10 protein-coding genes are annotated in these 12875 nt (G+C 71.6%); 4 read left to right on the top strand and 6 right to left on the bottom strand.

What is annotated here, in order from left to right; genetic code table 11:
* Window positions 1-76: 76 nt before the first annotated feature.
* On the bottom strand, window positions 77-997 hold the full coding sequence (locus tag HALOF300_RS13345) for a DUF5926 family protein (RefSeq protein ID WP_231955339.1): 921 nt from the start codon (window positions 995-997) through the stop codon (window positions 77-79).
* 118 nt (window positions 998-1115) lie between these two features.
* On the opposite strand from HALOF300_RS13345, the gene pgm reads away from it, so the two are divergent.
* Window positions 1116-2795 carry a phosphoglucomutase (alpha-D-glucose-1,6-bisphosphate-dependent) gene (gene pgm, locus HALOF300_RS13340; RefSeq protein ID WP_156741426.1) on the top strand — a complete coding sequence of 560 codons (1680 nt, stop codon included), beginning with the start codon at window positions 1116-1118 and terminating at the stop codon, window positions 2793-2795.
* Window positions 2796-2915: 120 nt separating this feature from the next.
* Here the strand turns inward: pgm and HALOF300_RS13335 are convergent, their stop codons facing one another.
* Entirely contained in the window at window positions 2916-3557 is a 642-nt protein-coding gene (locus HALOF300_RS13335; RefSeq protein ID WP_156741425.1) for an MBL fold metallo-hydrolase, read from the bottom strand.
* On the opposite strand from HALOF300_RS13335, the gene HALOF300_RS13330 reads away from it, so the two are divergent.
* Entirely contained in the window at window positions 3547-4839 is a 1293-nt protein-coding gene (locus HALOF300_RS13330; RefSeq protein ID WP_331716228.1) for an MFS transporter, read from the top strand. The two genes, HALOF300_RS13335 and HALOF300_RS13330, sit on opposite strands and share 11 nt — an antisense overlap.
* Before the next feature lie 85 nt (window positions 4840-4924).
* Here HALOF300_RS13330 and HALOF300_RS13325 read toward each other — a convergent pair whose 3' ends face one another.
* The 4 genes from HALOF300_RS13325 to HALOF300_RS13310 are packed head-to-tail and all read right to left on the bottom strand — an operon-like array spanning window position 4925 to window position 9383.
* Window positions 4925-5626, bottom strand: a complete 702-nt coding sequence (locus HALOF300_RS13325; protein ID WP_156741424.1) for an ABC transporter ATP-binding protein — start codon at window positions 5624-5626, stop codon at window positions 4925-4927.
* The gene (locus tag HALOF300_RS13320; protein WP_156741423.1) at window positions 5623-7311 is read right to left on the bottom strand and encodes a branched-chain amino acid ABC transporter ATP-binding protein/permease; all 1689 of its coding nucleotides are present in this window, start codon (window positions 7309-7311) and stop codon (window positions 5623-5625) included. The genes HALOF300_RS13325 and HALOF300_RS13320 overlap by 4 nt, the downstream gene beginning before the upstream one ends.
* Window positions 7311-8192, bottom strand: a complete 882-nt coding sequence (locus tag HALOF300_RS13315; RefSeq protein ID WP_231955337.1) for a branched-chain amino acid ABC transporter permease — start codon at window positions 8190-8192, stop codon at window positions 7311-7313. Before HALOF300_RS13315 ends, HALOF300_RS13320 begins: the two co-directional genes overlap by 1 nt.
* A gap of 15 nt (window positions 8193-8207) precedes the next feature.
* Window positions 8208-9383, bottom strand: a complete 1176-nt coding sequence (locus HALOF300_RS13310) for an ABC transporter substrate-binding protein (protein WP_156741422.1) — start codon at window positions 9381-9383, stop codon at window positions 8208-8210.
* A 375-nt stretch (window positions 9384-9758) separates the two neighbouring features.
* On the opposite strand from HALOF300_RS13310, the gene HALOF300_RS13305 reads away from it, so the two are divergent.
* Together HALOF300_RS13305 and HALOF300_RS13300 are read left to right on the top strand one after the other, a co-directional pair.
* Window positions 9759-11828 carry a thioredoxin domain-containing protein gene (locus tag HALOF300_RS13305; protein WP_156741421.1) on the top strand — a complete coding sequence of 690 codons (2070 nt, stop codon included), beginning with the start codon at window positions 9759-9761 and terminating at the stop codon, window positions 11826-11828.
* Window positions 11829-11954: 126 nt separating this feature from the next.
* Window positions 11955-12845, top strand: a complete 891-nt coding sequence (locus HALOF300_RS13300) for a formylglycine-generating enzyme family protein (RefSeq protein WP_156741466.1) — start codon at window positions 11955-11957, stop codon at window positions 12843-12845.
* Window positions 12846-12875: the final 30 nt, after the last annotated feature.

Here is a 12875-nt window from a genome sequence, read left to right as displayed (position 1 = left end):
CACTGCCCCCGGCTGACTCGCTGCTCACTTCTTTACCCTAACGCGATTGGAGCGTTCAGACCCATTGACTCTTCCACTACCGGAGCGTCACCTGCCGGGACACGATCCCGGCTCGCGCCCGGCGCTCGTCCGCGGTCAGCGGTTCACCGACCGCGAGCGCCGCGACGAGCCGTTCCTGATAGGGACCGAGGAGGTCCTCGATCTCCTCCGCCTCGGTGCCCCGGGCCAGCTCCCAGACCGGCACCACGAGCCCACTGGAGCGGAACGCCCCGATGAACCGGGCGTCGGCGTCCAGGCCGGACTCGCGCTTCGCGTGCAACCGGGCGAGGGCGTCGAGCAGCTGCTCCTCGTCCTCGGTCCGCGACCAGCGCAGGAACTCCCGGGCGCCCATCCGGCACCAGTACGCGGCCTCGACGCCGGGCACCTTGACCGTGGGCACGGTCAACTGGGCGAACTCCTCCAGCGCTGCCTTGAGTTCCGGCTCCGGATCGACACCGTCCGGCACCACGAAGTCGAAGCCCTCGTGCACGGTGACCTCGAACGGGTGGTCGGTGTCCAGGACGTCCTGCAGGCGGGGCCCCGGGCCGGGCAGCTCGAAGTGGTCGAGGCTGGTGCCGGGCTCGGTGTCGAGGATCTCGATGAGCGCGGCGGCGACGTCCCGGCTCGGGTCGCCGCTGGTGGACGGAGTCTGCAGCGCCACCATGATCACGCCGTCGGTGCGGTGCAGCGCCGGGAGCATGCCCGGTATCAGTGAGGCGACCACGATGTCCTTCGAGCCGTACTCGGCGTTCGTGCGCGCGGTCGCCGTCGCGGCTGGCACCACCTCGCGCATCGCGACCCAGTCGGCCTCGCCGGGCAGATCGGCGAACGCGCGCCGGCCACCGTCGTCGGCGCCGGTCGCGCCGCCTGCGGCGTTCGCTGCCTGAGCCGCCTTGCGCGCGGCGCGACGAGCCGCGACCTTGGAGTTGACGCCGTCGGACTTCTTGCGTTTGGCCATGGCGGCCACCCTACCGAGCGACGGGGCAGGCGATCGAACGCCGACCGGACCGGAGCCCCGGTCCGGCAATGCACCCGGTCGGTCGCCAGCCTGCCCCTGCGGTGGCAGGATCAAGGGCATGCATGAGCGCGCTGGGCAGGTCGCCCTACCCGAGGACCTCATCGACGTCGACGCCGTCGTCTCCGCCTACTACGACCGGACCCCGGACCCGGACGAGGTGAGCCAGCAGGTCGTCTTCGGGACGTCCGGCCATCGAGGGTCCAGCCTGGACACCGCGTTCAACGAGGCGCACATCGTCGCGATCACCCAGGCGATCCTCGAGTACCGCAGGGCGCAGGGCACCGACGGCCCGCTCTACCTGGGCCGGGACACCCACGCCCTCTCGGAGCCCGCCACCCGGACCGCTCTCGAGGTCCTCGCCGCCGCCGGGGTGGACGTGCGCATCGACGCGCGCGACTCCTACACCCCGACGCCCGCCGTCTCCCACTCGATCCTGCGGCACAACGGCGCCGGCTCCGCCGAGGGCGTCCGCACCCACGGGCCGGGACTCGCTGACGGCATCGTGGTGACGCCGTCGCACAACCCCCCGCGTGACGGCGGCTTCAAGTACAACCCGCCGCACGGCGGCCCCGCCGACTCCGACGCGACCGGCGCGATCGCCCGCCGCGCGAACGAGCTGCTGCGCTCCGGCGTCGGTGCGATCGCCCGGGTGCCCTACGAGCGCGCCGTCTCCTCCGAGACCGTGCACAAGCACGACTTCCTGCTCACCTACGTCGACGACCTCGACTCGGTCCTGGACCTGGACGCCATCCGCTCGGCCGGCATCCGGATCGGAGCGGACCCGCTCGGCGGCGCCTCCGTGGACTACTGGGCCGCGATCGCGGACCGGCACAGCCTTGACCTGACCGTGGTGAACCCGGTGGTGGACCCGCGCTGGGCGTTCATGACGCTCGACTGGGACGGCAAGATCCGGATGGACTGCTCCTCGCCGTCGGCGATGGCGTCCCTGGTGCACACGATGCGCGCCGATGGTGCGGCCGCCCCGTACGACATCGCGACCGGCAACGACGCGGACGCCGACCGGCACGGCATCGTCACCCCGGACGCGGGCCTGATGAACCCGAACCACTACCTGGCCGTGGCGATCGCATACCTGTACGCACACCGGGACGGTTGGGGCCCGAGCACCGGGGTCGGGAAGACCCTGGTCTCGTCGGCGCTGATCGACCGGGTCGTCGGTGGGCTCGGCCGCGCGCTCATGGAGGTGCCGGTCGGGTTCAAGTGGTTCGTGCCGGGCCTGCTGGACGGGTCCGTCGGCTTCGGCGGCGAGGAGTCCGCGGGTGCCTCGTTCCTGCGCCGGGACGGCTCCGTGTGGACAACGGACAAGGACGGCATCCTGCTCGCTCTGCTCGCCTCCGAGATCCAGGCCGTGACCGGCCGCTCCCCCAGCCAGCTGCACGACGAGCAGGTCGCCGAGTTCGGGGAGAGCTGGTACGCCCGGGTCGACGCGGCGGCCACCCGGGAGGAGAAGGCCAAGCTCGGTGCGCTCGCCCCCGAGGCGGTGTCCGCGACCGAGCTCGCCGGGCAGCCGATCACGGACCGGCTCGTGGCCGCGCCCGGCAACGGCGCCGCGATCGGCGGGCTGAAGGTGACGACGGCGGACGCGTGGTTCGCGGCCCGTCCGTCCGGTACCGAGGACGTCTACAAGATCTACGCGGAGTCGTTCGTCTCCGCCGAGCACCTCACCCAGGTGCAGCAGGCGGCCAAGGACGTGGTGGGCCAGGCGCTCGCCGACTGAGCCCACCTGAGCCCGGCCGAACGTGGGATTGTTGGCCCCTGCGCACGCGAGCAGGCCAACAACCTCGCGGTCGGCGACGGTGAGCGGTCGGCCGACCCGACCACCGCCGTCGGGCGGTTGCTAGACCTCGAGGAACTCCCCGACCGCCAGCGCCTGGTACCGACCGCCGGCCGCCTCGGCGGCCCCGCCGACGAGCCGGCCCGCCAACTGCTGCCCGACGGCGGAGGCGTGGGACTCGTGGATCGGCACCACGTGCGCGGCTGCGACCGCGGCGACGAGGTCCATCACCTCACCGGTCTTGAGCCACGGCCCGCTGATCGGAGCGGCGAGCACCGGCACCCCGGTGACGGCGGGCTCCACCGAGTCGCCCGGGTGGTAGAGGACGTCGTTCACGCTCACGCCGACGTTGTCCGCTGCTGGGATGGAGGGGTGGATCCGGGCGTGCACGCCGCCGTGGAAGGTCAGGTCGAAGGGGCCGACGCGCAGCGACTGCCCGGCCTGCACCACTTGGACCGGGGTGTCCGCGATGGCGGCCGCGACCGCGGGCGGGCCGAGGAACACGGCGTCGGGGTTGGCGACGTGGAGTGCGGCCAGGTGCTCGGGGTGCGCGTGATCGGCGTGCGCGTGGGTGAGGACGACGGCCACGACCGGGCCGAGTTCACCCGGGTCCGGCAGGGTCGAGAACGAGCCGGGGTCGATGATCAGGGTGGCGCCGTCGGACTGCACGATCAGGCAGGAATGTTCACGCTTGGTGATCCTCATCACCGCACGCTACCCCGGCGCCAATTCCGGGTGGGAGTCGGTGCAAGAATCAGGCGTGCTCGCCCCCTACCGCCGCGTGCTCAGCAGGCCCGGCGCCCTCGCCTTCTCCACCGCCGGTGTCCTCGCCCGGCTCCCCATGTCGATGGTGACGATCTCGATCGTGCTGATGATCTCCACCGTCTACGACACCTACGGGCTGGCCGGGCGGGTGGCCGCCGCCTACGCGCTTGCCCAGGCGATCTGCGCGCCGCAGATCGCCAAGCTCGTGGACCGGTTCGGGCAGGCGAAGGTGATGCGCAAGTCGCTGGCGATCGCGATGGTCGGCCTGACCGCGATCACGATCGTCGGCAGCGTCCGCGCGGACGAACTCTGGCTGTACCTGGCGGCCGTGCTCAGCGGAGCCACGGTGGGCTCGATGGGCGCCATGGTGCGGGCCCGGTGGAACCGCGTGGTCGACAGCCCGCGGGACCTGCACACCGCGTACTCGCTGGAGTCGGCGCTGGATGAGCTGGTGTTCGTGATCGGGCCCGTGCTCGCCACGTTCCTGGCCACCTCGATCAGCCCGACGGCGGGACTGGTCACCGCGATCGTCGCCGCCGGCGCCGGCGGGTTCTGGTTCCTGTCCCAGCGGGCCACCGAACCGCCGCCGTCCGGCCGCCCGCCGCACGGCGAGCACCGCTCGGTGATGCGCTCGGCGCCGATGGTCGTGATCGCGCTGGTGTTCGTGGCGATGGGGATCATCTTCGGCGCCTCGGACGTGGCCACGGTCGCGTTCTCCGAGGCCCACGGCGCGAAGGCCTGGGCCGGTGTGATGCTGGCCGTGATGGCGGCCGGGTCGCTGCTCTCCGGCCTGCTGTACGGCGCCCGGGAGTGGGTCTCGCCGCTGTGGAAGCGGTTCGTCGGCGGCGTGATCCTGCTCGCGCTCGGGGTCTCGCTGTTCGTCTGGGTGGACTCGCTGTTCGTGCTGGCGCCGGTGATGTTCGTGACCGGATTCGCGATCGCGCCGACGATCATCACCGGTAACGCGCTCGTGCAGGCGCTGGTGCCACGGTCCCGCCTGACCGAGGGCCTGACCTGGGTGGGCACCGCGATCGGGCTCGGCTTCGCCTTCGGGACCTCGCTGTCCGGGCAGGCCATCGACTCCTTCGGCCCGCGCGGCGGCTACTTCGTGGTGATGGGGGCCGGCATCACGGCCGCCCTGGTAGCCCTCGCCGCCAGCGCGACGATGCGGGCCGCGGAGCAGTCCCGGCCGCTGCCTGCTCCGGAGGACGACCGGCTCTGACCGCAGGGGCCCGTGCGGTGTGGTTGCGACGTACCCGGTACGTCGGAGCCGCACCACTAGCGCTGAGCGGAGTCCGCGACGAGGCTCAGGTCTCGACCCCGAGGTACGCCTGCACCACCCGGTCGTCGTCCAACAGCTCGGCGGCCGGCCCGCTGTGCACGATCTCCCCGCTGGCCAGGATGTAGCCGTGATCGGCGGCGCGCAGCGCTCGGCGGGCGTTCTGCTCCACCAGGACCACGGTGGTGCCGGAGGCACGGATCTCGCCGATCACCCGGAACACCTCGTCCACCACCAGCGGCGCCAACCCCATCGACGGTTCATCCAGCAGGATCAACCGTGGCCGGGTCACCAGGGCGCGACCGATGGCGAGCATCTGCTGTTCGCCTCCGGAGAGCGATCCGGCCTGTAGTCGCCGCCGCTCGGCCAGGACCGGGAACCGCTGGTAGACCTCGGCGATGCCGCCACGGCCGGGTGAACCGAGCTGGAGATTCTCCTCGACGGTGAGCGTCCCGAGGATCTGCCGGCCCTCGGGCACCTGGACGAGCCCGGCGGCGACCAGCCGGTGCGCGGGCGTCCGGGTGATGTCCCTTCCCTCGAACGTGATCCGGCCGCCCCGCGGGCGCACCATCCCGGAGACGGCGTTGATGATCGAGCTCTTGCCGGCACCGTTGGCGCCCACCAGTGTCACCAGTGATCCTGGGGCCGCCTCGAACGTCACCCCACGCACCGCCTCCACCCGGCCGTACCGGACACGCAGGTCGTCGACCATCAGGATCGGTTCGGTCACCGTGACTCCTCCTCGGTCTCGGTACTGCCCAGATAGGCCGTGACCACCTCGGGGTTGCCCGCGATCTGCTCCGGGGTGCCGGTCGCGAGGACCTCCCCGAAGTTCAGCACCACGATCCGGCTGCAGGTGCGCATCACCATCCCGACGTTGTGCTCGATCAGCAGGATCGTCAGTCCGTCCCGCCCCAACGCGCCGATCAGGTCGGAGAGCTGCTCGGCCTCGACCCGGTTCATGCCCGCAGCGGGTTCGTCCAGGATCAGCAGGGACGGGTCGGCTGCGAGCGCCCGGGCGATCTCCAGCCGTCGCTGGTCACCGTAGGACAACGCCGAGGCCACCGCCGCGCCCTTGTCCGCCAGCCCCACCCGCGCCAGGCACCGGGCCGCATGCTGGAGCGCCTGCCGCTCGTCGTACCGGGCGGACGGCAGCCAGAGGAGCCGGCGCACGAAGGTGGGCCGGGCCACCACATGGCTGCCCACCAGGGCGTTCTCCAACGCCGTCAGCCGCGGGAACAGCCGGGAGTGCTGGAAGGTGCGGCTCACCCCGGCGGCTGCGATCCGGTGCACGGCGGTGCGTCCCGGCCGCACCCCCAGGACCTCGACCGTTCCCGAAGACCCGCGGGTCAGGCCGCTGATCATGTTGACCAGGGTGGTCTTGCCCGCCCCGTTGGGGCCGATCAGCCCGACGATCTCGCCACCGGTGACCTCGAGGTCCACGTCGCGTACCGCGTGCACGCCGCCGTAGTCCTTGCTCAGCCCTCGCAACCGGATCACCGGTTCGCCACCGGCGGGGTGCCGCCGCGGGTCCAGCCCGGCGACCTCGCTGCCGAGGTCGGTGCCCGTGATGGCCGGCATCCGTACCCGCCGTGGGATCAGGCCGGCGAGACCGCCGGGCAGGAACAGGATCACCAGGAGCAGCAACAGGCTGGCCAGGAACGGGCGGATCCATCCGGCGTCGATCCCGATGGCCCGTTGCAGGTCCGGCACCAGGGTGAGGAAGACGCTGCCGAGGATCGGGCCCACGAAGAGCGTCGACCCACCGACCACGGCCGTGACCAGGCCGTCGATCGCCGTCGTGAAGGAGAAGTCCTCCGGGGCTATCAGGCGCACGAAGTACGCCCAGAGCACGCCGTAGAGTCCCGCTACGGCGCCGGAGGTGACGAACGCCTGCAGGCGGTGCCGCCCCACGTCGATGCCCATCGCCCGAGCGGCCAGCTCGTCCTCACGGATCGCGGCGAGGGCCCGGCCGTACCGGGACGGGCCCTGCCGCCAGAACCAGTACGCGACCAGCGCCAGGAACACCCAGGCGATCGCCGGGGTGACCACCTTCGGCACCGACATCCCCTGGGCGCCGCCGAGCGACTCGGTGTTGATGATGAGAATGCGAACGGCCTCCGCGAACCCGAGCGTCGCGATGGCCAGGAACACCCCGCGCAGATGCATGGTGGGCAGGCCCAGCACGATCGAGGCGAGCGCCCCAACAGACATCCCGATGGCGACGGCGATCAGCAGGGCCGGGATGTCCCCGACCTCCTCCGGCGCGGGCGCGAGGCTGGCCGAGCCGAACGCGGCGATGGCGGCGAAGCCGGCCTGGCCCAGGCTGAGCTGCCCGGCGACCAGCACGGCGTAGAAGGAGAACGCGAAGATCCCGCCGATGGCGATGAACACGAAGGTGGCGTCGCCGGGCATCAGACCTCCCGGACCTTCCGGGTGCCGAACAGGCCCTGGGGCCGCGCCACGAGGATCAGGAACAGCAGCCCGAAGGCAACCAGGTCGCGCCAGCTCGAGCCGATGTACTGCACGGTGAAGACCTCCGCGAGACCGAGCAGCAGGCCGCCCACCAGCGCGCCGGGCAGTGACGCCATCCCACCCACCACGATCACGGCAAGACCCTTGAGCTCGATCGCGCTGCCCATGCCCAGTTGCGCGCTGTTCACGTTCATGGCGAACAGCGCGCCGGCGACGGCGCCGAGCGCGGAGGAGATGGCCAGCGTCGTCGCGCTGACCCGGTCCACGTCGATGCCGACCACCCGTGCCGCCGTCGGGTTCTCCGCGGTCGCCCGCATCCCGCGGCCGAGCCTGGTCCGGCCGACCAGCAGGTGCAGCCCGACGGCGAGCACGATGGTGATCACGAGGATCGCGACCTGCACCCCGGTGACCTGGGCGCCGAGGATCTTGTACGTGGTGTCCGGGAAGGACTCCGCGGGGAACCGCTTGGTGTCGGGTCCGTAGCGCCACTGCAGCAGCGCGATGAACATGCCAGCGAGCGCGATGGAGGAGATCAGGCCTGCGAAGTGAGCATCCGGCCGGCCCTTCAGCGGCCGGAAGGCGACCCGCTCGATCACCAGACCGAGCAGGCCGCCCACCACGAACACGACCGGCAGCGCGGCCCAGATCGAGAGCCCACCGACCTCCACCAGCTCGATCCCCACGAACGCGGCCACGGTGAAGACCGCCGGATGTGCCAGGTTCAGGCGGTCGAGGACGCCGAAGACCAGGGTGAAGCCGATCGCGAACAGGGCATAGATCGAGCCGATGAACAGCCCGTTGAGGAGCTGTTGGATGTCCATCGCCGGACGCGCGCCTCAGCCGAGGACGGCGAATGCGCCGTCCTGGACCACCTGGACGACCGCCTCGTGCTCGGCATCACGGTCGTCGTTGATGGTCAGCGAACCGAGCACCGTTGGCAGGTCGACGATGTTGTTCAGCCCGTCCTGGATGTCATCGCGCTCGCCCGAGCAGTTGTGCCGCACGGCCACGTCGATGATCGTCATGGCGGCGTACGCCTGAGCCGCGAACTGGTCCGGTGCACGGCCGAACTCCTCCTCGTACGCCGCGAGGAACTCGACGTTCTCGGGGATGTCGGAGGTGGAGTTCCAGGCGGCGCCGACCACCACACCCTCGGCTGCCGCGCCGGCGTCGGTCATCAGCTGCGGGTTGTTGAAGCCGTTCCCGCCGATGATCGGCGCGTCGATGCCGAGGTCGCGGGCCTGGGTGACCAACGGGATCGCCGCCTCGATGAGGCCGGACACCACGAGTGCGTCGGGCTCGGCCGCCAGCGCCTCGGTGAGCAGCGGCCGGAAGTCCGTGTCCGAGACCGAGAAGGTCAGGGTGTCGCTGATCTCGACCCCCTCGGACTCCAGTGAGGAGGCGAAGACCTCGTACCCGGACTCGGTGAAGGCGTCGTCGTTGCTGTACATGACCACGACCTGCTCCAGGTCGTAGGTCTCGGTGGCCAGCGCGATGGTCTGCGGGATGACCTGTGCCTCGGTCAGGGAGTCCCGGAAGATGTAGTCACCCTGCTCGGTGATCCCCGACGCGGTGTTGGAGATGGCCAGCACCGGCACGCCCGCCTCCTGGGCGATCGGCTGGGCTTGGAAGGCGCCGTTGGACAAGGTGGGGCCGATGATGATGCTGGTGTCGTCGCCGACGAAGTTCTCGAAGACGGTGATGCCCTGGCGCGGGTCGGTCTGGTCGTCCTCGACGGCCAGCTCGTAGGTGACGCCGCCCTGCTCGTTGAGTTGCGCCACGGCCAGCTCCAGGCCGTTGCGCTGCGACTCGCCGTAGCTGGCGGCTCCTCCGGTCAGTGACAGTGCCGCCCCCACCGGGACCGCCGTCTCGATCTGGCAGTCCGCCCCACTGCCCTCGCCGACCAGGGCCCCGTCGCCCGATCCCGCGCCGTCGTCACCCGAGCCGCAGGCGGCAACGGTGAGCGTGAGTGTGATCGCTGCGGTTGTCCCGATGATCCTTGGTGTGCGCATGGTTCCTCCCCGATTCTGCGCAACCGGGTCCCTACCCGGTCGTGGTTCTCGCGGAGGTTCTTGCCTGCATGGCCCAGGCCGCCCCTCAGTCCCCTACAGATCCGTCGACGTCGGTGCCCACGGACCGTGGTCTCCCCCGCTAGAAGGCCATGGGAGGCGACGATAGCCCGGGGCCCGCTGAGACCGAAAGGTATTCCTGGACATCGATTCATCTCGCCCACCTGACGCTCCTGCGCGGACGACCGAACACTGCCTCCCGCCTAGGCTGGAGGCGGTCAGGCCCTGCAACTGCCTCTGCGGAGCGTCGTCGGGTATAGCTCTCGTGCAGCATCGGCTCGAGACCGTGTCAGCCACCACCGGTGAGGAGTTATGAAAATGGCCAACCGACTGGCCCACTCGACCAGCCCCTACCTCCGCCAGCATGCGGACAACCCGGTGCACTGGCAGGAGTGGGGCCCAGGTGCCCTCGCCGAGGCCCGCGAGCGGGACGTGCCGATCCTGCTGTCCGTCGGCTACGCCGCCTGCCACTGGTGCCACGTGATGGCGCACGAGTCGTTCGAGGACGACGACGTGGCCGCCGCGATCAACGAGCAGTTCGTCGCGATCAAGGTGGACCGTGAGGAGCGCCCGGACATCGACGCCGTGTACATGCGCGCCACCCAGGCGATGACCGGCGCCGGCGGCTGGCCGATGACCTGCTTCCTCACCCCCGGCGGCGAGCCGTTCCACTGCGGCACCTACTACCCCCGGGCACAGTTCCTCCAGCTCCTGCATGCCGTGACCGAGGTGTGGCGGGACAACCGCTCCGCGGTCGTGGACGGCGGTGCGAAGATCGCCGACGACCTGCGCGCGTTGGCCGACGTAGGTGCGCCGATGCCGATCGACGAGGCCCAGCTCGCGGACGCCGTCGGGCAGCTGAGGCTCGACTTCGACCCCCGCCGGGCCGGCTTCGGCTCGGCGCCGAAGTTCCCGCCGTCGATGGTCCTCGAGTTCCTGCTCCGGCACGCGGCGCGGACCGGGTCCGAGCGGGCACTCGCGATGGCCGAGGCGACCTGCACCGCGATGGCTCGCGGCGGCATCTACGACCAGCTCGCCGGCGGCTTCGCGCGCTACTCGGTCGACGCGGCGTGGGTGGTGCCGCACTTCGAGAAGATGCTCTACGACAACGCCCAACTGCTGCGCGTCTACCTGCACCTGTTCCGGGCCACCGGCTCCGAGGAGGCCCGGCGGGTGGTCACCGAGACGGCCGAGTTCGTGCTGCGCGACCTCGGCACCGAACAGGGCGGCTTCGCCTCCGCGCTGGACGCGGACACCGACGGCGAGGAAGGCCAGACCTATGTGTGGTCGCCAGGCGAGGTGGAACAGGTCCTCGGGCCCGACGGCGTCGCTGCGGCCGAGCTGTTGGGCGTGACCGCCGAGGGCACGTTCGAGGCGGGCCGCTCGACGCTGCGATTGCTCGGCGAGCCGCCGGAGCAGTGGCCCGCCTGGCGGGCGGCACTGCTGGCGGCCCGGGCGGTGCGGCCGCAGCCGGCCCGCGACGACAAGGTGGTGACGAGCTGGAACGGCCTGGCGATCGCGGCACTGGCCGAGGCCGGGGCGCTGCTGGAGCGGCCGGAGTGGGTGGCTGCGGCGACCCGGTGCGCGGAGTTCCTGTTGCGTGTCCACGTGGTGCCGCAGACCTCCTCGGGCTCTCGGCTGCTCCGGACCTCCCGCGACGGCGTCGCGGGTCCGGCCGCGGGGGTCGCCGACGACCACGGCAACCTCGCCGAGGGTCTGCTCGCGCTGCACCAGGCCACTGGCGAGCGGCGCTGGATGGACGCGGCCGAGGCGGTCCTCGCCACGGCGCTGGCCCACTTCGCAGATGGCGTCGGCGGCTTCTTCGACACCGCCGATGACGCCGAGATGCTGGTGATCCGCCCTCGTGGCCTTGGCGACAACGCCGAGCCGTCCGGCACATCGGCTCTGGCCGGCGCGCTGCTGACGTTCTCCGCGCTCACCGGCCGGTGGCGGGCCGAGGCCGACGCGGCGATCGCCGCCGGCGGCGAGGTGGCCCGGCGTGACGCCCGGTTCGCCGGGTGGACGCTCGCCGTCGCCGAGGCGGCGACGGCCGGACCGGTGCAGGTCGCCGTGGTCGGTACCGACGCGCTCGCCGGGGAGATGGTCCGGCTCGCACGCTCGAGCACCGCACCCGGCCTGGTGCTCGCGTTCGGATCCCCGGCGGCCACCGGCGCACACCGGACGGCCATCGGCGCGGACCCGGCCGCCGCACCGGCGCCGGCCGCAGGTGGGTCCGGCCCAAGTCCGCATCCACTCCTCGCCGACCGCCCCCTCCTGCGCGGCGGCTCCGCGGCGTACGTGTGCCGCGGCTTCGTCTGCGACCTGCCCGTCGCAACCATCGTGGCCCTGCGCGGCGCGCTCGAGGCGACCACCGCCGTCGGGCGTTGACGTTCGCCGACGCCCGAGCCGCCAGCCGCCCACGCGCGGTGAGCCCGCCGTCGGGCATTGCCCATAGACTCCCGAACGATGCCGAGCGAAGGAGCCCCCACGACCATGACGACCACCACCCACGACATGGTCCACCTCGACGGCGGCACGTTCCTGATGGGCTCGGAGGAGTTCTATCCCGACGAGCGTCCCGTGCACTCCCGCGCGGTCGGGCCGTTCTGGATCGACCGGCACGAGGTCACGAACGCCGCGTTCGCGCGCTTCGTGGACGCGACCGGCTACGTCACGGTGGCCGAACGCGAGCTGGATCCGAAGGACTTCCCGGGCGCCGACCCAGCGGACCTGGTGCCGGGCGCCATGGTGTTCACCCCGACCGACGGCCCCGTGGACCTGCGGAACTGGCGCAACTGGTGGCGCTGGCAGCCGGGCGCGTACTGGCGCCGGCCGTTCGGCCCGGGATCCTCCGTCGACGACCGCCAGAACCACCCGGTCATCCACGTGGCCTTCGAGGACGCGACGGCGTACGCGACCTGGGCGGGCCTGCGGCTGCCGACCGAGGCCGAGCACGAGTACGCAGCGCGCGGTGGTGTGGACGGCGAGCGGTTCGCGTGGGGCGATGAACCGTATCCCGGCGGCGTCGCCCAGGCGAACACCTGGCTCGGGCGCTTCCCCTACGACAACCAGGGTGTCGGCGACGCCGCGCCGGTCGGGTCCTACCCGGCGAACGGCTACGGCCTCTTCGACATGATCGGCAACGTGTGGGAGTGGACGACGGACTACTACACGCCGCGCCACCTGCGTCTGTCCGACAATCCGGTGGACCCGGGCAAGCGCACGAACCTGCTCGCGAGCGCGAGCGCGCAGGAGGGGTTCGCGATCCCCCGCCGGGTCCTCAAGGGCGGGTCGCAGCTCTGCTCGCCCGAGTACTGCCTCCGGTTCCGCCCCGCCGCCCGCTCGCCCCAGGCGGAGGACACCGGGATGTCCCACATCGGTTTCCGCTGCGCGAAGGACGGCTGAGCCGGGCTGTTGTCATTGCCCGACGGCGGA

It is taken from the genome of Occultella aeris (assembly GCF_902703175.1).
GTDB classification, from domain to species: domain Bacteria; phylum Actinomycetota; class Actinomycetes; order Actinomycetales; family Beutenbergiaceae; genus Occultella; species Occultella aeris.
Note: the sequence above shows the minus strand (reverse complement) of the source record. Positions and strands in the feature narration are given on the sequence as shown.

What these genes read in the sequence shown, in the direction of transcription:
- pgm (WP_156741426.1), top strand. Translation starts at nt 1,116, where the DNA reads ATGCATGAGCGCGCTGGGCAGGTCGCCCTACCCGAGGACCTCATCGAC.
- HALOF300_RS13305 (WP_156741421.1), top strand. Translation starts at nt 9,759, where the DNA reads ATGGCCAACCGACTGGCCCACTCGACCAGCCCCTACCTCCGCCAGCAT.
- HALOF300_RS13310 (WP_156741422.1), bottom strand. Translation starts at nt 9,383, where the DNA reads ATGCGCACACCAAGGATCATCGGGACAACCGCAGCGATCACACTCACG.
- HALOF300_RS13315 (WP_231955337.1), bottom strand. Translation starts at nt 8,192, where the DNA reads ATGGACATCCAACAGCTCCTCAACGGGCTGTTCATCGGCTCGATCTAT.
- HALOF300_RS13345 (WP_231955339.1), bottom strand. Translation starts at nt 997, where the DNA reads ATGGCCAAACGCAAGAAGTCCGACGGCGTCAACTCCAAGGTCGCGGCT.
- HALOF300_RS13320 (WP_156741423.1), bottom strand. Translation starts at nt 7,311, where the DNA reads ATGCCCGGCGACGCCACCTTCGTGTTCATCGCCATCGGCGGGATCTTC.
- HALOF300_RS13335 (WP_156741425.1), bottom strand. Translation starts at nt 3,557, where the DNA reads ATGAGGATCACCAAGCGTGAACATTCCTGCCTGATCGTGCAGTCCGAC.
- HALOF300_RS13300 (WP_156741466.1), top strand. Translation starts at nt 11,955, where the DNA reads ATGGTCCACCTCGACGGCGGCACGTTCCTGATGGGCTCGGAGGAGTTC.